We start from the raw sequence: 24,808 nt of genomic DNA on the forward strand, positions 1-24,808 counted from the left end.
TTAACAACAAACAAAGACTATTATAAAAAAAAATTATGAAGACCTTAATATATAGCATACTCACCGTTTCTACTTTACTAACTAGTTGCCAAGGTAATAGTCAAAATAATAACCAAATTAGTAATACCGCTCAAAATCAAAACATAAAAGCTATCCAAACCGAACCAATTAATGGATTAGAACGAGCATATTTCGCCAGCGGATGTTTTTGGTGCGTAGAAGCAGTATATGAAAGCGTTATTGGCGTACAAGAAGTAGTCTCTGGATACTCTGGAGGACATACCAAAAATCCCACCTATGAATCGAGCAATACTGGACGCACGGGGCACGCAGAAGCTGTAGAAGTTTTATATGATCCAAAAATAATTTCCTTTTCATCACTAATTGACGTTTATTTTGGTTCCCAAAATCCAACACAAATAAACGGCCAAGGCCCAGATCACGGGTCTCAATACAGATCAATTATATTTTATCAAAATGATGAACAAAAAAATATAATTCAAAAAAAGAAAAACTTTCTTAGCAAAAGTTTAAATAGACAAATCGCAGCAGAAGTAACTCCATTTCAAAAATTTTGGAAAGCAGAAGATTATCACCAAGATTACGAAAAAAGAAATCCATATAATAGATATATTCAGAATGTATCCATACCAAGATTAAAACGTTTTCAAAAAAAATTCCCTGAATTAATCAAAGAAAACCACTAAATCGTTTTCTAAACGACCATATACAAATTCTTTTAAATGATAATCACATTCTCACTAAAATCTTACACCACAAAAACGGTCAGCTATTTCTGACGGAGGCAAAACTCGATCTAAAAACAACGTAAATAAGTGAATTTTTCAATAGAGTATTAGCCATGTTAATCTTAAAATAAAATACCTAATACAACAAACTGAAATATATGAGAATTTAAAACAAAACAAAGAAAGAAAAAACTCAAACTACTTAATATCAAAAAGATAAGATCACCAAGAAGAATAATATCTATTTAAAAATACAGAAATATACTATGCATGCATAATTAAAAATGTTAAAGTATTGTAAAAAACAAAATCCAATCACTAATAATCCATTGATAAAAAAAGTAAAAATAAATTTTAAAAAAACTAAAAAATCGCTCACCGACTTCAAGCCCAATAAACACGGTGTAAATCAGTTGTAATACACAAAATAATCGTTGAAAAACACAAATTGATTAAAAAAAAAGTAGATTTTTATGCAAATAAAGTCAAAACAAGTTGTGTTTTTCATATTAATAACTTACTTTTGTTTATAGTTTAAGAGTTTTCAACTCAGCTGATTAATAAATAAGTTTAAACTTGTGCTCAAGGAAAACATGTTTAATTAACTGAAAAACAACAACTTAAGCTTATAAATGTTCTTTAAAAATCTACTTTATTTAACACAAAGGCAACTTTTGTTAACAATTTAGAAATGTCATTAAAAATAGTTTGGCATGTTTTTTGAGAACGGATTTTTGAACAATAACTTTTAAAAGAGTATAAAAAAAGCAACTAAAGATTAACGTCTTAAGATTAAAGAACCCTAATCTGCTTTATTTTTGAATTTTAACTATGTAAACACAGAAAGATTATGAAATCAATTTTTACATTTATTTTGCTATTGGTGATGACTTCCTCGACTTTCGCTCAAATAAAGTCGCTGGATCGCTATTTAATGTCCACCGCCAAATTAGAATTAAGAACTGGACCAGGAGCAAATTTTGACATTATTGGTGAAATCCCACAAGGAACACAAGTATATGTTATTAGTTCTGGTTATGGAGACTGGAGTACAGTTCAATACAAAAACGGAAACGGTTTTGTACTAACAAAATTACTAGCAGAAGATAGTAGTATTGCAGAAGCTGAAAGAGCTGCAAAAGCTGCTGAAGCTAGAAGAAATGCTGCTAGACTTGCAGCAGAAGAAGCAATTAGAAAAGCGGAACAAGCAAAAATTGCTGCTGCTGAAGCTGCAAGAAAAGCAATTGCTGAAGCAGAAAGATTAACAAGACAAGCTGAAGCTGACGCAGCTGCTGCTGAAGCTGCTGCTGCTGCCGCGAAACAAAATCAAACGGCTGCTGAAAGAAGAAGGTTGGCTGAATTAGCTGAGACCCAAAAAGCACTAGAAGAAGCTAATAAAAGAACTTTAGGATCTACAGAAACTGCGTATACTCCTATTGAATCTAAAACAGCTTCAGGCGGCAGTAATGCTGGAACAAGAGCAACTGCTGCTCCTACTAAGGTAACCAGAGAAAATAAATATTCTAGCTGGGAAAAGAAAGCATATAAATCAGGAGCTACCCCTAAGTCATTTAACTTTAAAGGTAAATATGAATACAAGTTAGATAATTATCTTAAAATAGAGGTTGGTCAAAATACGGACGTTGTTGTTAAACTAGTAAAAATGGGTAAAACTGCGAAAGATGATGAAACAGTGAGAATCGTTTTTATCAATAGTAGCCAAACCCAATTTATAAGAAATATACCAGAAGGGGAATACTACTGTGTTATTGCTTATGGAAAAGAATGGAGAGAGTCTCCTAGCAAAAATGGAAAGCGTCAAGGAACGTTTACAAAAAACGCTTTGTATGAAAAAGGACAGGACATCTTAGACTTCAAAACTATCAAAACTGAGGCAGGATTAAATGTACCTAATTATAGTCTTTCATTAGATCTTATGGATAATGGAACATTATATAACGGATCAGAAGATCAAGATAATATCAAAGCGTCTGATTTCAATTCTTTCTAAGACAAGAAGGTATATAATTTAAAATATTAATTTTATTATCACCAATAATAAATGTAAGATAAAAAAGCGTCTTTTAGGGACGCTTTTTTTGTTGCTATACCGCAAAACTTATTTTAATGTTTACAGATAAATACAATTAAGAATGATAAACAATAGTATAACAAATATTAGTTTATCAAATTAAACCACATATATAAAAAAGCTTTAAGTTTTTTTAAACCTAAAGCTTTTAATAATTTAACTAATTGCAGATTAAAAAATAAATAAATCTAAAAAATCCTTTAAACACTATCTTTTAAACATTACCCATTATTGCGATGTCTCTCTCTAGCCAACAATGTGTTTTTAAGAAGCATAGCAATGGTCATCGGACCAACTCCTCCAGGAACTGGTGTAATAAAGGAAGCTTTTTTACTAACATTTTCGAAATCCACATCTCCTACGATTCTATATCCTCTTTCTCTAGAATCATCAGCTACCCTAGTAATACCTACATCAATAATAACAGCATCGTCTTTTACCATTTCTGCTTTAAGAAAATTAGGAACACCTAAAGCCGATATAACAATATCCGCCTGAGAAATAATTTGAGTAATATTTTTTGTATGGCTATGTGTTAATGTCACTGTAGAGTTACCAGGCCATCCTTTTCTACCCATCAAAATACTCATTGGTCTACCTACAATATGACTTCTACCTATAACCACGGTATGCTTTCCTTTTGTATCAACATTATAACGTTCTAAAAGTTCTAAAATACCAAATGGTGTAGCAGGAATAAAAGTAGACATATCCAAAGCCATTTTTCCAAAATTCATTGGATGAAAGCCATCAACATCTTTATCTGGATCTACAGCCAACAATACTTTTTGAGTGTCAATTTGTGGAGGTAGTGGTAACTGAACTATAAATCCATCAATATCAGAATCTTCATTCAGTTCTTTAATTTTAGCCAATAGCTCAACTTCGCTTGTAGTGCTTGGCATTTTTACTAAAGTAGATTCAAAACCTATTCTTTCACATGCCTTTACCTTACTACCAACATAAGTAAGACTCGCACCATCATTACCAACTAATACAGCTGCTAAGTGCGGAACTTTCTCGCCACGATCTTTCATCTTTTGAACTTCGTCAGCAATTTCATTTTTTATATCGTTACTTACTTTTTTACCGTCTAAAACTTCCATATTGAGCCCCTACTCTATTATTAATTTAATTATATATTATTTCATTTTACCCATCATCTGCATCATTCGCTTTCCGCCTCCACCTTGCATCATTTTCATCATTTTACTCATCTGATCAAACTGCTTAAGCAATTGATTAACCTGCTGTACAGAAGTTCCCGATCCTTTACCAATGCGTTTTTTTCTACTTGCATTTATGATCTGAGGCTTTGTTCGTTCTGCAGGGGTCATAGAATGAATAATTGCTTCGATGTGTTTAAAAGCATCATCATCGATATCGACATTCTTCATCATTTTACCAGCTCCAGGAATCATTCCAACCAGATCCTTCATATTACCCATCTTCTTAACCTGCTGAATTTGTTTTAAGAAGTCATCAAAACCAAATTGATTTTTGGCAATTTTTTTCTGTAATTTTCTGGCCTCTTCTTCATCAAATTGCTCTTGAGCTCGTTCTACAAGAGATACAACATCTCCCATTCCCAAGATACGATCTGCCATACGAGAAGGATAAAAAACATCAATTGCTTCCATCTTTTCTCCCGTACCAATAAACTTTATCGGTTTATTAACAACAGATTTAATAGAAATTGCTGCTCCACCTCTAGTATCACCATCTAACTTAGTAAGAATAACACCATCAAAATTTAACACATCATTAAAAGCCTTTGCTGTATTAACGGCATCTTGACCTGTCATTGAATCTACAACAAATAATGTTTCATTAGGAGTAACCGCTTTATGGATATTAGCAATCTCGGTCATCATGACTTCATCAACCGCTAAACGACCTGCTGTATCTATAATAACTACATTAAATCCGTTCGCTTTAGCATGGGCAACACCTGCTTTAGCAATCGCAACAGGATCATTATTTCCTCTATCACTAAAAACCTCTACATTTATTTGTTCTCCAACTACATGTAACTGATCAATAGCTGCTGGTCGATATACATCACAAGCAACTAAAAGAGGTTTTTTAGTTTTTTTATTCTTTAGAAAGTTTGCTAATTTTCCAGAAAAAGTAGTTTTACCAGATCCTTGTAATCCAGACATTAAAACTACTGAAGGATTACCCGAAAGATTAACACCTGCTACTTCTCCTCCCATCAATTCGGTTAACTCGTCTTTTACAAGCTTCACCATTAATTGACCAGGTTTTAAACTTTTTAGTACATTCTGACCTAACGCTTTTTCCTTTACAGTAGCTGTAAAATCTTTGGCGATTTTATAATTAACATCGGCATCGACCAACGCTCTACGAACTTCCTTAAGTGTCTCAGCAACATTTACTTCCGTAATTTGACCGTGGCCTTTAAGAATATGTAACGCCTTATCTAACTTATCACTTAAATTATCAAACATATGCTTTCTTCAGATTTTGAAAAAATCTACTTTTTTAGTAGACAGGTGCAAATTTAATGATTTGAAGTGTATTAATAAAGAATGCCAATAACAGAATTCTAAATATCAAGAAAGAAATTTTACTGAAACAAAAAAAGCTATTGGAAAGAACATAAGGTTATCTTTCTAATAGCTTTCCGGACATTATTCTTAGGCTAATTCAACTTTATGTCCTTTATAAAGATGGAGGAATTAATACTCCATTAATAACATGCACGATACCATTAGAAGCTTCAATATTTGCAATATCTACTCTAATAATTTCATTTAGAAAGACTTGTCCATCAATCATTTCAATAGTTACCTCATCTCCTTGAACAGTAGTAACCGTTTGTCTTGTAAGCAAATCATCGGCAGTAAATTTACCGGATGCCACATGATACAATAGCACTTCGGTTAAAGCTTCTCCTCCAGGAATTGCATCTAAAGCAGCAAATGCATCATTAGTTGGTGCAAATACGGTAAAAGGTCCCTCTCCATTTAGTGTATCTACCAGATTAGCTGCCTGTAATGCCCCCACTAAAGTAGAAAGCTCTGGAGTTGCAACCGCGATTTCGACAATAGATTGAAGATCGGCTGGAGGGAGTAATACTCCATCAATTATGTGTATAATACCATTAGACGCTTCGATATCTGCCAAAAGTACTTTTATAGTACCATTTAAAAACACCTCTCCATTGATCATTTCAATGGTTACTTCATCTCCTTGTACTGTGGTAACTGTTTGCCCGGTAATTAACTCTTCTGCAGTAAATCTTCCTGCTGCTACGTGATACAAAAGCACCTCTATTAAAGCTTCTCCTCCTGGAATTGCATCTAAAGCAGCAAATGCATCATTAGTTGGTGCAAATACTGTAAAAGGTCCTTCTCCGTTTAATGTATCTACTAAATTAGCAGATTGCAATGCTCCTACTAAAGTAGAAAGCTCTGGAGTTGCGACAGCTATCTCTACAATTGATGGTAAAGGCTGAAAAGATGGTGGTATTAATACTGCATCTATGATTTGGATTACTCCATTAGAACCACCAATATTTGCAGAAAGCAACTTAACAGTGTCATTTATAACAATTTCATTGTTTTCATCAAGACTTACTTTAACATTTTCACCTTGTAATGTTTCTATCATTTCTTCTCTTAACAATCTTGGTGTATTAAATCTTCCACTTGCTACATGATACAACAGCACCTGTTTTAACACTTCTAACTCCGGAACTTCATCTAATGCTGCAAATGCCTCATCTGTAGGTGCAAAAACTGTGAACGGGCCTTCTCCGGACAAAGGAGCTACTAAATCTGTGGCTTGTAAAGCCCCAATTAAAGATGTGAATCTACCATCTTCTACAATTAAATCCACAATCGTTTTATCAGGGAAAATAGTTTTAACTAGTTCAGCATTCCAATCTCCTCTTCCTATCCCATTTCCAAAAATTCTAAAGTGTCCTTCTAGATCACCTTCTTCATCTACTCTTCCAATTGCAAAAATCAAATTTCTACCAGGAGGGTCAATTATTAAATAAACAATTCCGTCACTTACAATAGCTCCTCTAGTCCTAGCTTTAGTCCCATCGGGTAATACCAAATTTCCTCGAACGATTGTAAAGCTAGCGTGATATAAGGTGAAGTTTAAGCGAAGTTTACCTGTAATATCTGTTCCTGCTCCAGTTCCACTATTAACTGTTGCAGAAAAATCATATACTCGTCGTTCTCTACTGATATCGAATCTAGAATCTTTAGAACTGCCAAAAGCTTCATCTTCGTTTACGGGTTCAAGCAACTCACCATCGATAATATTCTGAGTCATTTCCTCAACTTCGTCAAAACTAATAATTTTTGACTCTCCAAATTCGATTTGATCAGGGTTTTCGGGGTCTAATTCATTATTATCATTTTGACAAGAAATAATGAAGTTCGTTAAAATAAGGCACAAAAATGGTACCGTTAATCTTTTGATTAGCGTTTTCATGAGTTTGAATTTAAATTAGTTAATATTTAAAATATGTGTGAGAAAAAAGGGCATTTAGTCCTGAATTAATAGGGAGATTCAATATCTAAATGCCCTTTCGGGGGGAATTATAATCTAGAGGTGCAGTGCACTATATATTTTAGTTTACTGTTCTAGTTAATTTCTTCTTATAGTGCAGGAAGAATTACCTTATCAATCGCATGGATTACACCATTAGCAGCCTGAACATTGGTAACAATAATATTACTTACTCTATCATTAACATCTGTTAATGTTGCATTTGTTGCATCAGCAGTAATATCTCCTCCTAATGTAGTTACTGTACCAGTCATTAAATTTTCTTCTCTAACATTTGCTTCTGCTACAACATGAAGATTTAAAGTAGCCGTTAATGTAGCTTCTTCTATATCAGCTAAGGAAGCTGCTCCAAGTTCTGTTAAAAGGCTAGCAAATGCATCATCTGTTGGAGCAAACACAGTAAAAGGTGCCGGGGATGTTCCATTTTCTGTACTCAATATAGAAACATAATTTTCATCTAATTGATCATCTCTGGTAAGAGCCGCTACAAGATTACTAAAAGTTGCATCAGCTGTAGCAAAAGTAACCACTGTTGGTAGCGTAATTACAGCGTCCACCTTATGAATTACTCCATTAGAAGCAACAATATCTGCTTCACTAACATCGGATATACCATTAAAAGAAACTCCACTTTCAGTATTTATATAAATACTTAAGTTATCCATAGTATCACCGTAGGTAGCTAATGTATTATTATAACTAGTAGTAAGAGCTGTCGAAATATTTGTTCCGGCAATTACGTGATTTAATAAGACCTGCTCTAATGCAGCAGTTGATAATCCAGAAATATCTCCTAAATCTGTGAATGCATCGTTATCAGGCGCCAGTAATGTTAAATTACTATCTGCACCACTTAATACAGCTACAAAATCCGTGTCAAAACCAGGTGTAGTTGCTGCTCCAGCAAGTGAAGAGAAATTACTATCAGCTGTCACAAAAGTAAGCATCGTAGGCAATGGAATTACTTTATCCACTGCGTGTATAATACCATTATCTGTCATTATATCTGGAGTTGTTACAGTAGACTCCCCATTTATTACTACACCATTTGCTGTATTAATATACATGCTGATATTAGTATTAGAATTAGATTCTGTAGCTAAATTCTTCACATAACCTGTTGTTAGACTAGTAGAAGCTTGCGTAGTTCCTAAAACGTGGTTTAATAAAATTTGCTCTAACGTTTCAACAGGCACATCTTCTAATGGTGTTCCATCTAAAAATTCAGTAAATGCAGCGTTGTTAGGTGCAAATACAGTAAAATTACCATTCCCATTTAATGTTACGTCTAAATCTGTTCTTTCCAATGCAGCTAATAAAGAGCTATAATCCGCATTATCTGCAACAAAATCAGCTATTGTCATTGCATCGGGGATAAATGTAGTATCGTCGTCATCACTACAAGAAGCAATTGAAATAATACAGAATGCTAAAAAAGCTTTTTTGAAGAAATTTTTCATGTTATTGGTTTTTATTTTTTTAATTTATTGTTCGTTGATGAAACAACTGATAAAGTAAAAGTGCTACCTCAAAAAATGATTTTAGTATTTTTTTAACTTTTTGTTTAACTATTTTATTAAAAAAATTAAACAAAACTATCCGTCATTTTCATCACAAGATGTTTCAAATGTTAGTATCTCAGATACTAATTGATCATTATGTATTACTTCTATACTGGTCCCATCACTTAATGATAATCTCAAAGGGTAATTAATGGCAACTAACGTATTTTCATCAAGATTATCCATAAATCCATACACTTGTGCATCATGAATTACTTCTATTGTATTTAAAATATTGTTAGAGGTATTATAAGTTGCAAACCTAAAAGGGTATATAAAATCAATACATTCTATATCATCATCCTGTAACTCACAACTATTAGCCAATGTTTGTAATTGTGATTCGTTTTCGATTATTTCTTCTATATAATTATGTTGTGTAACGGTAATAGGAAATTGGATCTGAATATTATCTGATTCTGTAAAAAGATCATAATCTGAAATTTGATTGATGATTATTTCATCTGTACCATTTAGCAGTATCGAATATGGTAAGTTAATACTATAACAATTACCTCCATCAACTAAATCATCAAAAGACCCATCGTGAGTAACAATATTCCTCATTAACCCTGCGAGTTGCGAATCCTGACGAATGGCATTATCCAACTCAGGATCAATAAGTTCTCTCTCCTCCTCTTGACAAGAAATCATTAATACCGTAAAACTCACAAGTATTAAGATTATACAATTTCTCATTTTTTCCATAGTACTTTTCTTCATTTAATTCATTATTATAACAATTTAAGTACTCAAATTCCCACTAGCTTAAGTTTTTTTTTAATTTTGGAAAAAATTCAAAATGCCAAAAACTCTCTTCAAAGATGTTTGCGAGGAAAGACTGTTTTCAGAATTATTTAAAAAACATTCTAAAAATCTTCACGACTTCATTTATTACAAATATGGTTCTCATATAAATCCTAAAGATCAAGTTCAGGAAGCTTTTATTAAGTTATGGGATAATTGTAATAAAGTTTCAATAGAAAAAGCAAAGAGTTTTTTATTCACCGTAGCTAATAATCTTACTTTAAATCAGATAAAACATGATAAAGTAAAATTAAATTATAAGTTAACAGAAACAAAAAGTAGTACAAATGAAAGTCCTCAATTTATAATGGAGGAAAAAGAATATCTTTTAAAATATCAAAATGCACTATCTAACTTAACAGAATCTCAAAGAGTTGCGTTTTTGATGAATAGAATAGAAGGCAAAAAGCACAAAGAAATTGCTGATTTATTAGGTATTTCTAGAAAAGCAGTAGAAAAAAGAATTTATGGTGCTCTAGAAAAGTTGAGAAAAGATATTGAAGGAATTTAAAAAATAATTTAAAAACCTGGGTAGGAATTTTCACCTATCAGTTGTTATAATATTAAGAAACTTGTTATGAAAAAGGAGAATCTTATTAATAAGTGGTTGAATAATGATCAACTCACTAAGCAGGAATCAGAGGCGTTTGAGAAATTGGACGCCTATGATTCTTATGTAAAAATATCAGAAACGGCTAAAAAATTTAATGCACCTGATTATGATACAATAAGTAATTTACAAAACCTTACTAACTATTTATCTAAGAAAAAACGAATATCAAAAAGAAAATCTTATGTTAAAATATTGTTTCCTGTAGCTGCAATTTTTGTAATTGGGATTGGCTTATATTTTTCTTTTTTCAAACAATATGATACTACAATAAAAACTATAAGTGATAAATCTACAATTAATCTTCCTGATGATTCAATGATAAGACTTAATGCTACCTCTTCATTAACTTACAATGAAAAAAACTGGGAAAGTGAACGTAAAATATTATTGCAAGGAGAAGCATATTTTAAAGTAGCTAAAGGTAAAAAATTTGATGTCCATACCCCATCAGGGATCGTAAGTGTTATAGGAACTAGGTTTAACATTAAGCAAAGAGGAAACTTTTTTGAAGTAATTTGTTACGAAGGAGTTGTTGGTGTTGCTATAGGTGATGAAACAAAGTATTTGAGAGCTGGAGATGTGCTAGAATATGATTCAAATGATATTTTGAATAAGAAAACTATTGACCGGCTACCTAAATGGTACGATAATAAAAGTTCTTTTTACAAAGTTCCCTTTTCTAAAGTTCTTAAAGAATTGGAATGGCAATTTGGAGTTACGCTACAAACAAAAAATATAGATACTTCTATACTATTTACAGGTAATTTTGTACATTCAAATATTGAAAATGCATTAAAATCGGTTACGATTCCAATGCGTATAAAATATGTGATTAATAACAAAACAGTAACTTTATCTAAAGAGTGATTAAACCCAAAATCCTCATTTTTATTTTTTTAATGTTATTTTTTCTTTTTAAGGTAAATTCTCAAACCGAAAAAGATACGATTTCACTTATATCGTTTTTAAATACTATACAGAAAAAATTTGGGTATGATTTTTCTTATGTAAACCAAGAATTGGAAAATATTAATATTATTAAACCTTCTGATTCTATTTCTTTCGAACGAACCATTGTATATCTCAGAAATAACACTCCATTCGATTATACGATCCTAAAAAACAATTCTGTTGCTATTAGTTTTAAGTTTACAGAAATATGTGGTGTTTTAGTTGACATCACTAATAGAAATATATCTGACGCTTCTATTCAAGGAATCGATGACACCTCTATTAGTGATATTAATGGCAATTTCACGCTTAAAGTGAATTATCCTAATGAAAAAATTAAAATTAGTTTTTTAGGTTACTCACCAGTCACTGTTTCTGCACTTGATTTTTTTAACAAACCTTGTAAAAAAATAACATTAATTCAAAAACTAGAGTATATAAACGAAATCGTCCTAAATGACTATTTAATTAAAGGGATAGATAAACAACTTGATGGTTCTATTCAAATCGATTATAATGATTTTGGTATTTTGCCTGGTCTTACAGAACCAGACCTATTACAAACTATACAAGCACTTCCAGGAGTTCTTAGTGTAAACGAAACTGTTTCTGATATCAATGTAAGGGGAGGTACTAATGATCAAAACCTAATTCTATGGGATGGTATTAAAATGTATCAATCTAGTCACTTTTTTGGGCTTATCTCCGCATTTAATCCTTACTTAACTAAAAATGTTCAGGTATACAAAAATGGTTCAAGCGCCAAATATGGTGATGGTGTTTCAAGTGTAATAACAATGAATACGACTAACAAAATTAACAATAAGTTAGACGCAAGTATTGGTTTAAATTTAATTAGTGTTGATACTTATTTAGATACTCCAATAAATAAAAAATCATCCATTCAATTAGCAGTAAGACATTCTATTAATGATATATTAGAAACACCAACATATAATCAGTACTTTGACAAAGCATTCCAAAATTCTGAAGTATTTAGCACTAATAATTCTGGAGAGCGATTTTCTTTCTATGATATAAGTATGAGATGGCTATATCAATTATCTCCAAAAGATCTTATAAAAGTGAACGCTCTTCTAATGCGAAACAACCTAGTTTTTCAAGAAAATTCTTCTGACACCCAGATTAATAACTCTAGAGAAAGTAGTGCTACACAAAACAACATCGTAGGTGGTATTCTTTATCAAAGAAATTGGAGTAAACTTTTTCAGAGTGAACTACTATTGTATGGCACAAATTATGTCCTAGAAACAATTAATTCTGACATACCAAATAATCAGCGACTTATACAAAACAATGATGTTCTAGAAAATGGTTTAAAACTAAATACATTTCTTAAAACTGATGCAAATATTAATTTGAAAAATGGATACCAATTCAATGAAACTGGTATATCATATTTACAAGAATTAAATAATCCAACATTTAGAGATCTTACTAAAGAAGTAATTCGTACGCATAGTTTATTTTCTGAGATAGAATATAATTCTGACAGCAGTTCTATATATGCAAACCTAGGTGCTCGTCTTAATTACTTAGAAAAGTTTGACACATACATTCTCGAACCAAGAATTAATTTTTACAAAAGATTTAATAATCACTTTACAATTGAGGTTTTAGGAGAAATCAAAAGTCAATCTACATCTCAAGTTATAGATCTACAGAATGATTTTCTAGGCATTGAAAATAGAAGATGGGTATTATCTAATGATGAAAACATTCCTGTTTTAAAAAGTAGACAAGCTTCTATAGGCCTTAGCTATAATCATAATAATTGGCTTATAACTACAGATATATACTATAAGGATGTAAAAGGAATTATTACTAGAAGTCAAGGATTTCAGAATCAATTCGAATTCACTAATGATCACGGTTCATACGAAGTATTAGGAATTGATTTTTTGATTAACAAGAGATTTAAAAACTTTAGTACTTGGCTTAGTTATTCGTATGCAGATAATGAATACTCATTCTCTAATTTAAGTCCATCCAATTTTGCCAACAATATTGATATTAGGCATAACGTAAACTTTGCAGCTGCATATAATAATAAAAACCTAAAGATATCCGCTGGTATAAATTGGCATAGTGGAAAACCAACTACATTTCCTAATACGACAAATAGCATTGAAAATGATATCATAAATTACCAAAATCCTAATGGCAATAGATTAAATAGCTACACCAGAATCGATCTTTCATCTACCTATACTTTTAAAATAGGAAAAAGCATTAACGGTTTAGCTGGGTTTTCAATTTGGAATCTTTTAAATCAAGAAAACATTTTTAATCAATATTTCGTCATAAGAAATCAAAGTGAAATTGAAACAATAAAAGAATTTGGTTTAGGCATTACACCTAATGCTGTTTTTAGATTAAGTTTCTAACCAAGTTTTTTAACACCATTATACCCAACAATATCTTCTCCTCCCGCAACTTTTTCTATATTTTGAATAATCTCAAAATCATTTTTTTTGAAAAAATCTTTTGTATTAGAATTAATTTGAGTGCTTAAGGTTAACATGTTCGCTTCTCTTGCGACTTCTTCTAAAGTCTGGTAAAGTTTCTTTGCTATTCCTCTTCCTTGATAATTTTGATGAACAAAAATATATTCTATTTCCCCATTTTTACTAAGCGAAAATGAACCAATAACTTCTCCATTAAGTTTAGCATTATATACATAGTCATCCACAAACTTTGCTTTCCAGTGTTTTTTATCTAATGCTAGTCTAGAAAATATTTTCACCTCTTCTTTGGTAAAAATCTTAGAACCATAGATGGTAACTGTTTGATAGAATAATCGTTGCATTAATGGCAAATCACTGTCAGTAGCTTTGGATATTTGATAATTCATTTAGTTAGATAGAAGAATACTTCTTTTATTATGGGGTAAAACAACATTTCCTATAAAAATAAAAAAAATGCCGTAGGAATGAAATTTTTAGTTAAAAAAAACATAAAATCAACGATAAATATCGTAATTTTTAAGTGCCCTAAATTATTTTTATGAAACATACCTATTATTGCTTTACCATTCTACTATTATTTACTAGTAGTATTGGGTTATCACAACAAAAAAAACTGGATAGCATTATTCAGGTTACAAAATCTATATCGGATTCCTTAAATATTAATCTTGCAGCTGATTTGATCTATGAATTGAATTTAAATGAAAAATTTGAAGAAGGTTTAAAATATTGCGATAGCGTTATTAGAATTTCTAAAGAGATCAAATACGATAAAGGTGTTGGACAGATACATAACGAAAAAGCTGCTATCTATAATCACACTGATGATTTATATGAAGCTTTAAAGTGTTTTGATCAAGCTGCTTTATACTACGGAAGAATAAATTACACAAGAGGGCTGGCGATAATTCAAAATAACAAAGCAGTTATTGAACAACGACTAGGAAATCCCGAAAAAAGCATTACACATCTTTTAGAAGCTAATCAATATTATGAAAAATTAAAAGATAGTGCTAGTCTATCCACAACTATTAACAACATTGGAAACGTCTATGGAGACATTAATGAGCTCGAATCCGCCAAAAAATATTATTATCAATCATTAGCACTAAAACGAAATACAAACTCGAAAACTATAGGTTCTACTCTTAATAATTTAGCACTAATTTATATCAAAGAAAAAAAATTAGATAGTGCATTGGTATTACTAAATGAATCTTTAACAATTAATAAAAGAGAAAATGATAGTCATGGAATTGCTGAGGCATATAGTGCTCTAGGCAGAATATCTTTTATTAAAAAAGAGTACCAGCAAGCCAAAAAGTATTATGAATCTGCACTTTTTATTGGAGGCAAAGTAGCCTATAAAGAAAGACTAATCAGAACAAAATTATCTCTTGGCGAAGTTGCTATAAAGACTAAGAAATTTCAAGATGCTGAAAGCTATATCTCTTCAGCTACTACTGAATCACAAAAGCTTAATTCTACGCCATTACTTCTCAACTGTTATGATTTATCCTCTACTCTAGACTCTGCACAAGGAAAATATCTAGACGCATATAAATGGCAAAAAAAATATAATAATTTATTTAATGCTCATACACTTAAAGAAACTAGTCAAAAAATAGAACTTGTAAAAAGAAGAGTTGAAGATGAAAAAAAGCAACAAATAACTTTAGATAAACAAAAAAAAAGTGAACAATTAGCTAAAGAAGAATTGTTCAAACAGAAAATATATACCTATTTGGCAATTGCAGCTTTTGTTGTTGCCTTCATTTTTATAATAGGAATAGTAAAAAGTAGATTAGAAAGAGCTAAATATATAAAAGAGTTAAATGAATCCAATCAAGTAAAAAACAAATTATTTTCTATTGTATCTCATGATTTAAAAAATGAAATACACGGTTTAGATAACACTCTTAATTTATTAAGAGATGATGTAATTTCTGAAAATGAATTTAAAGAGATAATCCCTTTACTTTCTAATAGTGCCCATCAAACATCCCTATTATTAACTAATCTATTAAACTGGTCCAAATCTCAGATGAATGAGCTTAAGGCAAACCCTAATACGTACGATTTTTCGGAAATTATACGAGAAAAAATTATATTTTTTTCATCAAAAGCTTCTCAAAAAGAAATCAAAATCATTAATGGCTTAAAAAACACCACACAGGTATATGCCGATAAAGATATGTGTACCATAGTAACCCAGAACCTGATTGCAAATGCAATAAAATTTTGCAATCCTGGAGACACCATAACCTTATTTAAAAAAGAAGAAGAGAACGTTGTAAAAATCTATTTTAATGACACCGGAATTGGAATATCTGAAGAAAATCTAAAGAAAATTTTTTCTGAAGAAACCTTGACCACAAAAGGAACTAACAACGAAGCTGGTACTGGATTAGGGTTAAATATTTGTAAAGAATTGATCGCTCTTAACCAAGGGACTCTATCTGTTGAAAGTACTCTTGGAAAAGGAAGTTCTTTTTGTATTACTCTACCAAAAAACCAAAACTCTTAAAATAATTACATACGCTCTGGAACCTGAATCCCAAGTAGACTAAATGCAGATTTAATAGTTTTACCCACCATTTCAGACAGTTGAACTCTAAAAACTTTCTCGGTTTCAGAATCTGCTCCAAATATTGATACATTCTGAAAAAACGAATTATACGCCTTTACTAAATCATATGTGTAATTAGCAACAATTGCAGGGCTTAAATCCTTAGCTGCACTCTGTATAATATCAGGATACATCTCTAACAATTTAATCAATTCTTTTTCTTTTCCATCCAATACTATATCACTTACAGAAGTACTCGAATTGAAATCCGCTTTACGCAAAATAGCCTGAATTCTTGCATAAGTATATTGAATAAAAGGACCGGTATTTCCTTGAAAGTCTACTGATTCTGAAGGATCAAATAGTATTCTTTTCTTAGGATCTACTTTAAGAATGAAATATTTTAATGCTCCTAAACCAATAGTTTTATAGACTGAATTCTTCTCTTCTTCAGAATAGCCATCAAGTTTCCCCAATTCTTTTGAAATTTCTCCAGCGGTCACTGCCATTTCGACAATAAGATCATCCGCATCTACAACGGTACCTTCTCTACTTTTCATTTTACCGCTTGGAAGATCAACCATTCCATAACTTAAATGATGTAAATTTTTAGACCAGTCATATCCTAACTTCTTAAGAATTAGAAAAAGAACTTTAAAATGATAATCCTGTTCGTTACCAACAGTATAAATCATTCCTCCGATATCAGGATTATCTTTTACACGTTGGATAGCTGTACCTATATCCTGTGTCATATATACAGCAGTACCATCACTACGTAACACTAATTTTTCATCTAAACCTTCATCTGTGAGATCACACCAAACAGATCCATCTTCTTTCTTAAAAAACACTCCATTCGATAAACCTTCTTCTATATTATCTTTCCCTAAAAGATATGTGTTACTTTCATAATAATAGCTATCAAAATCAACACCTAACGTCTTATATGTTTGATCAAATCCTGCATAAACCCAATTATTCATAGTCTTCCACAGGTCCACAACATCCGCATCTCCTGCTTCCCAGCTTCTAAGCATTTCTTGGGCTTCAACAAGAATAGGGGCTTCTTTTTTTGCCTCATCTTCCGTTCTTCCTGATGCTACCAATTCTGATATCTGATTTTTATACTCTTTATCAAAACGCACATAATAATTCCCTACTAACTTATCTCCTTTTAAACCTGTAGAGTCAGGAGTTTCTCCATTCCCAAACTTTTGCCAGGCTACCATACTTTTACAAATATGTATTCCTCTATCGTTAATAATCTGAGTTTTATATACTTTTTTACCACTAGCCTTTATTATTTCGGCTACGGCATAACCTAATAAGTTATTTCGAATATGTCCTAAATGCAATGGTTTATTTGTATTAGGAGAAGAATATTCAACCATTACTGCCTTATCTCCCTTTAACGGGTTAGCAAAACCATAATTATTAATATCTTTTATTTTAGCAAAAAAATCTAAATAATATTGATCTTCTATTACTAAATTAAGAAATCCTTTTACTACGTTAAAAGAAGTAATTTCTTTCATATGCTCAATTAAATAAGCTCCTAAAGCTTCTCCTATTTGAACTGGGTTCCCTTTTACTACTCGCAACATCGGAAAAACAACAACCGTAATATCTCCTTCAAACTCCTTACGAGTACCTTGTAACTCTACGGATTCTAAATCTGCACTATATAATTCTTTTATTGCCGCTTTTACTTGTTCTGTAATAGTTTGTTGTAATGCCATTTTATGAATTGTATTTTGATATAAAAATCAGGCAGCAAAGATAATAGAAATATAATCTTCCACCACCTCTATTGACATCAATTCGTATCTTGTGATAAAAGAAAAAGATGCTTGTTAATAATACATATAGAGACCCTGAACTTAAAGAGAAACTCATAGAGCAAGTTGGAAAACCATTTACCTTAATAGAACGAATAAAATTAGGAGGGATTGGTTCTCCAAAACTTCATATTGTAGGGTCCAGTGTAGAAATTAATAACCTATTAATGCTGGATAACAGAATACATACTTGTAATATAGAATTGAGACCAAAAGGTATTTTGATTGGTTTTGGTGTACGTTTAGAAACGTATCTTTTAGTTATTCCTTTCTATAAATTAACGATCTACAAAGGAAAAGCAGAAGAATATTGCATTTATAAGGATAATTATAACATTAAAATAAAAGTAAAAAATACGGATACTGCTATCCACCAATACATTAAAAAAGTACTTAATTATAAAGCAGACAATAGTCCTACGAATATCGAAGACTTATAAATAGGATTGACATCAGTATTGAGTGGTAAAAAAACTTTAGCAATCTACTTTTTTGACAAAATCACAATGTAATTCTTCGTATCTTATACCTAAAAAGATGCGAATATTACTTACAGGTGCTAATGGTTATATTGGCATGAGGTTACTCCCTTTATTACTAGACGCTGATCACGATATTATTTGCTGCGTAAGAGATAGAGATAGGCTTTCTATAGATCATGAAATGATCGAAAAAGTATCTATTGTAGAAATAGACTTTTTAGAAGACCCAAATACTTCTAAACTACCTCATGATATTGATGTAGCATATTACTTGATTCATTCTATGAGTTCTTCTACTTCTGATTTTGATAAAAAAGAAGAAATTTCTGCGCAAAATTTCAATCTCTATGTAGCACAAACTAACATAAAGCAAGTAATATATTTAAGCGGTATTGTAAACGAAAAAAACCTATCCAAGCATTTATGGTCCAGAAAAAATGTTGAAGAAACCTTGTATAAAGGAAATTTTAATCTTACTGTTTTACGTTCAGGAATCATTGTTGGGTCAGGCAGTTCCTCTTTCGAGATAATCCGAGATCTCTGCGAGAAATTACCTATTATGCTAACACCAAAATGGGTAAATACCAAAACACACCCGATTGCTATAAGAGATGTCTTAAGTTTTATGACAGGAGTATTAGGAAATACCGAATGTTATAATCAATCATTTGATATCAGCGGGCCTAATGTCATTACTTATAAACAAATGCTTTTGTTATATTCTAAAGTACGTGGAATCAGTTTACTTATTCTAACACTTCCAGTAATGACTCCCAAACTTTCTTCTTATTGGTTATACTTTGTTACTTCTACATCGTATAAACTTGCGCTAAATTTAGTAGATAGTATGAGTATTCCTGTAATAGCCAACGACAATCGATTACAAAAAATATTAGGTATTGAACCTATGACATATACCAAAGCTTTAGAACTAGCTTTTATTAAAATAGAACAAAATCAGGTGGTATCAAGCTGGAAAGATTCTATGGTTAGTGGTCGTTTTGATAAAGATATTCAGAAATATGTAAAAGTTCCAAAAAAGGGATGTCTTAGAGATTATAAAAAAATGAATATAGACAACCCTAATCGAGTAATCGAAAGAATCTGGGCGATAGGTGGTGAAACTGGTTGGTATTATGGAGATTGGATGTGGAAAATAAGGGGACATATTGATAAATTCTTTGGCGGAGTTGGTTTACGAAGAGGAAGAACTAATCCCGATAAAATCAACTCTGGAGATGCTTTAGATTTTTGGAGAGTTTTAGTGGCTGATAAGAATGAAAAACGTCTACTACTTTTTGCAGAAATGAAGGTTCCTGGTGAAGCTTGGCTTGAATTTGACATCGACAAAAACAACATACTTCATCAAACTGCTACCTTTAGACCAAGAGGCATTTGGGGGCGATTATATTGGTATCTGATGGTACCCTTTCATTACTTTATATTTGGAGGAATGATACGTAATATCGGTTCAAACAAGATTAAAAAAATCAGATAAAAAGCAAAATAATACGATAAATAGCATTTATTCGATCTAATATTAGTATTTTTACTAAAAAATAAATACAGAAACCTTTCCTCATTTTTTTTCTAATAATAGTAGCACTTGGTTGTAATACAAAAAAAGGTAGCGATCAGGAGCTAGATGATTTTGCAAAAATAATATCGGGGAATTTTTCTTCTAAAGAACAATCTAAACAAGAATCAGGTTATTCTGCGGTTAATCTTTATAATTATCCAATCTGGGAAAACAGATCTGGGTATTGGTTTTATCAAGAACTATTTGATGAAAAAAATAACACCTCTGTATACAATCAAAGAATAATACATATTAAAAGAGTAGACAGTGTTACAATAAGCACAACAAGCTATGTAATACCGAATCAAAGAAAATATGTTAATTCATGGAAAAATGTATCTGTTTTTGATAGGTTAACAAAAGACAGTTTAAAAATAAGGGAAGGGTGTGATGTTTATTTTAAAAAAAAGACTTCCACAATTTATCTGGGAAAAACAGAAAAAGGAACCTGCTCTAGTAGTTTTAGCAAAACCATATCCTATACTACCAGTAATATAGTAATTAGTAGAAATAAAATTTCTTCTTGGGATAGAGGGTATGATAATCAAGGGAAACAGGTTTGGGGAAAGATTCAAGGACCTTATATATTCCTTAGAGTTTTAGAAGAATAAAAACTTAATCCATAAAATCCCCTAAAGTCTTATTCTCCAAAACTTTTAAGGTATTATCCCTAACTTCAATCATCAATTCATGCACTGTACAAGCATCCTCATCTGGACAGTCATCGCATTTTTCATAAAAATTAAGACTTACACATGGTAACATTGCTATAGGCCCTTCTAACACCCTGATCACCGAAGCCATTGAAATTTCTTTAGGTTCTTTAATTAAATAATAACCTCCTCCTTTTCCTTTTTTGGAGCCTAAAAAACCGTTTTTACGAAGTGTCAGTAATATACTTTCTAAGAATTTTTGAGAAATATTTTCGCTTTTAGCAATCTCTGATATTAAAACAGGGTGCTCACACTTTTTCCTTGCTATATACGTTAGGGCTTTTAATCCGTATTTTGTTTTCTTCGAAAGCATTTTTTAAATTGAATATAATCAAAAATAGTTAAAAGATATCACTTAGTGTTTAAGTGATATCTTTTAACTATTTTAAGACTCAGAAAAGTTATCTACAAACTATTATTTTCTGGGAAGAAAAACTTCTGCCATCATACATCGGGCGCTTCCACCTCCAAGTTCTTCTATTGTTCCCAGGTCACTATGAACAATCTCACAATGTTTTTTTATTTTTGATATCTGATCTTTACTTAAACTGTTATATGCTGCAGAAGACATTACCAAATATCTTTTATCATCCGCCCCGATAACTTGTAACATATTCCCTGCAAAATTATTCACTTGAGCTTCTGTAATTGATATGATTTCTTTACCATCATTTTTTAGGTGATTCAAAAGATTCTTACGCTCTTTTTTATCATCTACACAATCTACGCATACTACTGCAAAGGTTTCTCCAATACCCATCATAACATTTGTATGATAAATTGCTAATCGTTCACCTTTTACTGTTTGATATGCTGTAAAAATTACTGGAGTGTATTCAAAATCCTCACAAAATTCAATAAGTAATTCTTCATCTGCCCTTGGAGATAATGCACAATAAGCCTTTTTATTCACTCGATCAAGCACAAGACTACCGGTACCTTCAAGAAAAACATTATCTTCTTCAGCTGATGTGTAATCAACAATGTTTTTTATTTCGAAACCAGTGCCTTCTATAATATCTAAAATTTCCGGCCTACGCTCCCTCCTTCTATTAACAGCGAACATAGGATATAATCCTATATCACCATTTTCATGAAAGGAAACCCAATTATTTGGAAATATAGAATCTGGAGTATCATTTTCTTCCTTGTCATCAATAACCACTACATTTACTCCGATAGATTTCAATTTCTCAACAAAACCGTCGAATTCATTTTGTGCTTTTATATGCACATCTTCTGTACTACTACTTGAACTGTTCTGGTAATAGTTATTTACAGCTGTTTGTTCATTCATCCTAAACTTAACTGGACGAATCATCACTATAGTATTTGTTATCTGTTTCATTATCTAATCTCTTATCAGTGGCATTGTAGAACAACGTAAAAGTCCTTCTTGCTTTGCTATTTCCGCATATGGAACTTCTTCTACCGTTATATTTAAATTACGTAACCAGTCATTCAATCTAGTAAAACCTTTTTCAGAAATTATCACGTCTTCTGATATTGAAAATACGTTAGAGTTCATGTAATACATCTCATCTCTATCAATATGAAATAAGTTTTCATTGCCAAAAAAGTCAACTAAATACTTATAATCCTCTACATTCCTAAATCCTTCTTTATGAATTATAGCTTTATTTTTTCCAACAGGTTGAAAACAACAATCTAAATGCAAAGCATTATCTCTAGGATCTTCCATTGATTTTTGAAGATCAAATTCTTTTACAATTTTATTAGGAAAAAGAGACTTAATATATGCTACTCCTTTCATATTAGTTCTAGCCACAATACAATCGCTATAATCATTCCCTTTATAGGTTCCAATAAAAATATGATCATTATGAATAATAATATCACCTCCTTCAAAATGGATATCCTCTGATGGAGCTTTATGAACTTTTCCAGGTTCCACCTGATCTATTACGTATTGAATTGCTTTTATTTCTTTTTCTCTATCCGGTAGTATATTAGATTTTATAAAAGTATCATCTATAACTAATGCGATATCCCTTGCAAAAATTTGATTATAATTTTCTATTATCTCAGGTCTATATACTTTTACATCATACTTTTCAAATACCCTAGCGACTTCTTCCATTTCAGCAACCATATCTACTTCTTTTGGGTAGGTACCGGCTTTTATATGTTGTATTGACTTTGGATCGTACGCCTCCTCAATTTTAGGTATCGGACCATTACTAATGGCTGTTCCTAAAACAACTGCTCTAAGTCTAGAAGTTTCATTTTTAATATTTAATTTCAATGGCCTGATTTTAAAGTAAAACTATTATTAATAACTAACTTTTATATATGAACAAATATAGGAAGAGGTATTATGTAGATGCTAATTTTATTTAAAAAAAATACAAACTTTTTATCAAATCCTAAAATTCAATCCTTAAGGAAACAATAAATTATTGATTCCATAAAAAAAGGGATGTAACACTAGTGCTACATCCCTTTTCTATATTGTTGGTTTTCTTATCTCTCAGAAACAGATTTAAAAGCTCTATAAGTCTCACCGGTATATATTTGTCTAGGTCTTCCTATTGGTTCTTTGCGAAGGCGCATTTCTCTCCATTGTGCTATCCAACCAGGTAATCTTCCTAATGCAAACATTACCGTAAACATCTCAGTAGGAATACCTAAAGCTCTGTATATAATCCCTGAATAAAAATCTACATTAGGGTATAACTTTCTCTTTACGAAATACTCATCTTCTAACGCAACTTTAGCAAGACCTTTGGCAATATCAAGAACTGGGTCCTCTATTCCTAAATCTCCTAAAACTTCTTCTGCAGATACTTTTATGATCTTGGCTCTTGGATCAAAGTTTTTATATACTCTATGTCCAAATCCCATTAAACGGAACGAATCTTCTTTATCTTTAGCTTTAGCAATATATTTTGCAGTATCTCCTCCATCTTCTCTGATAGCTTCAAGCATTTCAATAACTGCTTGATTTGCACCTCCATGTAATGGTCCCCAAAGAGCGGAAATTCCAGCTGATAACGATGCGAATAGACCTGCATGTGAAGAACCTACAATACGCACCGTAGATGTAGAACAGTTTTGCTCATGATCAGCGTGTAATATTAGAAGCTTATCCAATGCATCATTTACAATTTTATTTGCTTCATAAGTTTTGTTTGGCCTAGAGAACATCATTTTATGTAAATTCTCCACATAGCCTAACGAACTATCTCCATAATCTAAAGGAAGACTTTTACGCTTTCTCATAGTCCAAGCCGCAAGGACAGGAAACTTAGCCATTATTTTTACAATAGCATTATACATAGCTTCTTCGGAATCTACGTCTACAGAACCTGGATTAAAAGCTATCAATGCACTAGTTAAAGATGAAAGTACTCCCATAGGATGAGCACTTTTAGGGAATCCATCAAGAATTCTCTTCATATCCTCATCTACATGAGACTCCTCTTTAATATCTTTATCAAACTTATCCAACTGCTCAGCAGTTGGTAACTCACCAAAAATTAACAAATAAGCCACTTCTAAAAAATCAGCTTTTTCTGCTAATTCTTCTATAGAATATCCGCGGTATCTTAGAATTCCTTTTTCTCCATCTAGAAAAGTGATTCCGCTCTCACAACTTCCTGTATTTTTAAATCCAGGATCAATAGTTGTTATACCACCTGTGGCACCTCTGAGAGTCTTGATATCAATTCCTAATTCTTTTTCAGTTCCTTCTATTATGGGGAACTCATATTTGTTACCGTCTATTTCTAAAGTAGCTTTTTTTGACATTGTGATTATTTAGAATTTTGCTGTTATAATAAGGGATGC

At 31.6% G+C, this 24,808-nt stretch carries 20 protein-coding genes; 9 read left to right on the forward strand and 11 right to left on the reverse strand.

The annotated features are described in order from the left end of the window. The first annotated feature begins 35 nt into the window (after positions 1–35). Both msrA and H526_RS30725 read left to right on the forward strand, forming a co-directional pair. Positions 36–707, forward strand: a complete 672-nt coding sequence (gene msrA / locus H526_RS0107925) for a peptide-methionine (S)-S-oxide reductase MsrA (RefSeq protein WP_027392510.1) — start codon at positions 36–38, stop codon at positions 705–707. 892 nt (positions 708–1,599) lie between these two features. Further along, the gene (locus tag H526_RS30725) at positions 1,600–2,760 is read left to right on the forward strand and encodes an SH3 domain-containing protein (protein WP_147404189.1); all 1,161 of its coding nucleotides are present in this window, start codon (positions 1,600–1,602) and stop codon (positions 2,758–2,760) included. Between the two features lie 302 nt (positions 2,761–3,062). Here the strand turns inward: H526_RS30725 and H526_RS0107935 are convergent, their stop codons facing one another. The 5 genes from H526_RS0107935 to H526_RS0107955 all read right to left on the reverse strand — a co-directional run bounded on the left by H526_RS0107935 (position 3,063) and on the right by H526_RS0107955 (position 9,677). Beyond that, positions 3,063–3,947 carry a bifunctional 5,10-methylenetetrahydrofolate dehydrogenase/5,10-methenyltetrahydrofolate cyclohydrolase gene (locus H526_RS0107935; protein ID WP_027392511.1) on the reverse strand — a complete coding sequence of 295 codons (885 nt, stop codon included), beginning with the start codon at positions 3,945–3,947 and terminating at the stop codon, positions 3,063–3,065. 36 nt (positions 3,948–3,983) lie between these two features. Continuing rightward, the gene (gene ffh, locus H526_RS0107940) at positions 3,984–5,312 is read right to left on the reverse strand and encodes a signal recognition particle protein (protein ID WP_027392512.1); all 1,329 of its coding nucleotides are present in this window, start codon (positions 5,310–5,312) and stop codon (positions 3,984–3,986) included. Between the two features lie 214 nt (positions 5,313–5,526). After that, positions 5,527–7,314: a fasciclin domain-containing protein gene (locus H526_RS28645; protein ID WP_051336054.1), complete on the reverse strand. Its 1,788-nt coding sequence runs from the start codon at positions 7,312–7,314 to the stop codon at positions 5,527–5,529. Positions 7,315–7,481: 167 nt separating this feature from the next. Continuing rightward, positions 7,482–8,852, reverse strand: a complete 1,371-nt coding sequence (locus H526_RS0107950; protein WP_027392513.1) for a fasciclin domain-containing protein — start codon at positions 8,850–8,852, stop codon at positions 7,482–7,484. Between the two features lie 135 nt (positions 8,853–8,987). Continuing rightward, entirely contained in the window at positions 8,988–9,677 is a 690-nt protein-coding gene (locus H526_RS0107955) for a hypothetical protein (protein WP_027392514.1), read from the reverse strand. Positions 9,678–9,756: 79 nt separating this feature from the next. On the opposite strand from H526_RS0107955, the gene H526_RS0107960 reads away from it, so the two are divergent. From H526_RS0107960 to H526_RS0107970, 3 genes are all read left to right on the forward strand, one after another. Then, the gene (locus H526_RS0107960; protein WP_027392515.1) at positions 9,757–10,272 is read left to right on the forward strand and encodes an RNA polymerase sigma factor; all 516 of its coding nucleotides are present in this window, start codon (positions 9,757–9,759) and stop codon (positions 10,270–10,272) included. Positions 10,273–10,338: 66 nt separating this feature from the next. Then, the gene (locus H526_RS0107965; protein WP_027392516.1) at positions 10,339–11,241 is read left to right on the forward strand and encodes a FecR family protein; all 903 of its coding nucleotides are present in this window, start codon (positions 10,339–10,341) and stop codon (positions 11,239–11,241) included. Between the two features lie 32 nt (positions 11,242–11,273). Then, on the forward strand, positions 11,274–13,733 hold the full coding sequence (locus H526_RS0107970; protein ID WP_051336055.1) for a TonB-dependent receptor plug domain-containing protein: 2,460 nt from the start codon (positions 11,274–11,276) through the stop codon (positions 13,731–13,733). Here the strand turns inward: H526_RS0107970 and H526_RS0107975 are convergent. After that, positions 13,730–14,200: a GNAT family N-acetyltransferase gene (locus tag H526_RS0107975; protein WP_027392518.1), complete on the reverse strand. Its 471-nt coding sequence runs from the start codon at positions 14,198–14,200 to the stop codon at positions 13,730–13,732. The genes H526_RS0107970 and H526_RS0107975 overlap by 4 nt on opposite strands. 152 nt (positions 14,201–14,352) lie before the next feature. Here H526_RS0107975 and H526_RS0107980 point away from each other — a divergent pair, with 152 nt between their 5' ends. Further along, positions 14,353–16,341, forward strand: coding sequence for a tetratricopeptide repeat-containing sensor histidine kinase (locus tag H526_RS0107980; RefSeq protein WP_027392519.1), 1,989 nt, complete (start codon positions 14,353–14,355; stop codon positions 16,339–16,341). 5 nt (positions 16,342–16,346) lie between these two features. Here H526_RS0107980 and argS read toward each other — a convergent pair whose 3' ends face one another. After that, complete coding sequence (gene argS / locus H526_RS0107985; RefSeq protein WP_027392520.1) at positions 16,347–18,125, reverse strand: arginine--tRNA ligase; 1,779 nt, start codon at positions 18,123–18,125, stop codon at positions 16,347–16,349. A gap of 107 nt (positions 18,126–18,232) precedes the next feature. On the opposite strand from argS, the gene H526_RS0107990 reads away from it, so the two are divergent. From H526_RS0107990 to H526_RS32605, 3 genes are all read left to right on the forward strand, one after another. Beyond that, complete coding sequence (locus tag H526_RS0107990) at positions 18,233–18,664, forward strand: hypothetical protein (protein ID WP_027392521.1); 432 nt, start codon at positions 18,233–18,235, stop codon at positions 18,662–18,664. A gap of 97 nt (positions 18,665–18,761) precedes the next feature. Next, positions 18,762–20,204, forward strand: a complete 1,443-nt coding sequence (locus tag H526_RS0107995; RefSeq protein WP_027392522.1) for an SDR family oxidoreductase — start codon at positions 18,762–18,764, stop codon at positions 20,202–20,204. 164 nt (positions 20,205–20,368) lie between these two features. Beyond that, positions 20,369–20,896, forward strand: a complete 528-nt coding sequence (locus H526_RS32605) for a chromophore lyase CpcT/CpeT (RefSeq protein ID WP_425387468.1) — start codon at positions 20,369–20,371, stop codon at positions 20,894–20,896. Between the two features lie 4 nt (positions 20,897–20,900). Here H526_RS32605 and H526_RS0108005 read toward each other — a convergent pair whose 3' ends face one another. The 4 genes from H526_RS0108005 to H526_RS0108020 form a co-directional block, all read right to left on the reverse strand. Beyond that, entirely contained in the window at positions 20,901–21,311 is a 411-nt protein-coding gene (locus H526_RS0108005) for an RrF2 family transcriptional regulator (RefSeq protein ID WP_027392523.1), read from the reverse strand. Positions 21,312–21,413: 102 nt separating this feature from the next. Beyond that, positions 21,414–22,346, reverse strand: a complete 933-nt coding sequence (ctlX, locus tag H526_RS0108010) for a citrulline utilization hydrolase CtlX (RefSeq protein WP_027392524.1) — start codon at positions 22,344–22,346, stop codon at positions 21,414–21,416. 3 nt (positions 22,347–22,349) lie between these two features. Beyond that, positions 22,350–23,264 carry a dimethylarginine dimethylaminohydrolase family protein gene (locus H526_RS0108015; RefSeq protein ID WP_035084912.1) on the reverse strand — a complete coding sequence of 305 codons (915 nt, stop codon included), beginning with the start codon at positions 23,262–23,264 and terminating at the stop codon, positions 22,350–22,352. 218 nt (positions 23,265–23,482) lie between these two features. Further along, positions 23,483–24,769, reverse strand: a complete 1,287-nt coding sequence (locus tag H526_RS0108020) for a citrate synthase (RefSeq protein ID WP_027392526.1) — start codon at positions 24,767–24,769, stop codon at positions 23,483–23,485. Positions 24,770–24,808: the final 39 nt, after the last annotated feature.

The sequence above is a fragment of the Aquimarina latercula DSM 2041 genome (genome assembly GCF_000430645.1).
In the GTDB taxonomy this organism is placed as follows: domain Bacteria; phylum Bacteroidota; class Bacteroidia; order Flavobacteriales; family Flavobacteriaceae; genus Aquimarina; species Aquimarina latercula.

Coding starts and splice junctions, on each gene's coding strand:
- msrA (WP_027392510.1), top strand. CDS start 36: ATGAAGACCTTAATATATAGCATACTCACCGTTTCTACTTTACTAACT.
- H526_RS0107995 (WP_027392522.1), top strand. CDS start 18,762: ATGCGAATATTACTTACAGGTGCTAATGGTTATATTGGCATGAGGTTA.
- ffh (WP_027392512.1), bottom strand. CDS start 5,312: ATGTTTGATAATTTAAGTGATAAGTTAGATAAGGCGTTACATATTCTT.
- H526_RS0107950 (WP_027392513.1), bottom strand. CDS start 8,852: ATGAAAAATTTCTTCAAAAAAGCTTTTTTAGCATTCTGTATTATTTCA.
- H526_RS0107935 (WP_027392511.1), bottom strand. CDS start 3,947: ATGGAAGTTTTAGACGGTAAAAAAGTAAGTAACGATATAAAAAATGAA.
- H526_RS0107970 (WP_051336055.1), top strand. CDS start 11,274: ATGTTATTTTTTCTTTTTAAGGTAAATTCTCAAACCGAAAAAGATACG.
- H526_RS0107975 (WP_027392518.1), bottom strand. CDS start 14,200: ATGAATTATCAAATATCCAAAGCTACTGACAGTGATTTGCCATTAATG.
- ctlX (WP_027392524.1), bottom strand. CDS start 22,346: ATGAAACAGATAACAAATACTATAGTGATGATTCGTCCAGTTAAGTTT.
- H526_RS28645 (WP_051336054.1), bottom strand. CDS start 7,314: ATGAAAACGCTAATCAAAAGATTAACGGTACCATTTTTGTGCCTTATT.
- H526_RS0108005 (WP_027392523.1), bottom strand. CDS start 21,311: ATGCTTTCGAAGAAAACAAAATACGGATTAAAAGCCCTAACGTATATA.
- H526_RS0108020 (WP_027392526.1), bottom strand. CDS start 24,769: ATGTCAAAAAAAGCTACTTTAGAAATAGACGGTAACAAATATGAGTTC.
- H526_RS0107990 (WP_027392521.1), top strand. CDS start 18,233: ATGCTTGTTAATAATACATATAGAGACCCTGAACTTAAAGAGAAACTC.
- H526_RS30725 (WP_147404189.1), top strand. CDS start 1,600: ATGAAATCAATTTTTACATTTATTTTGCTATTGGTGATGACTTCCTCG.
- H526_RS0107965 (WP_027392516.1), top strand. CDS start 10,339: ATGAAAAAGGAGAATCTTATTAATAAGTGGTTGAATAATGATCAACTC.
- H526_RS0107960 (WP_027392515.1), top strand. CDS start 9,757: ATGCCAAAAACTCTCTTCAAAGATGTTTGCGAGGAAAGACTGTTTTCA.
- H526_RS0107955 (WP_027392514.1), bottom strand. CDS start 9,677: ATGAAGAAAAGTACTATGGAAAAAATGAGAAATTGTATAATCTTAATA.
- argS (WP_027392520.1), bottom strand. CDS start 18,125: ATGGCATTACAACAAACTATTACAGAACAAGTAAAAGCGGCAATAAAA.
- H526_RS0107980 (WP_027392519.1), top strand. CDS start 14,353: ATGAAACATACCTATTATTGCTTTACCATTCTACTATTATTTACTAGT.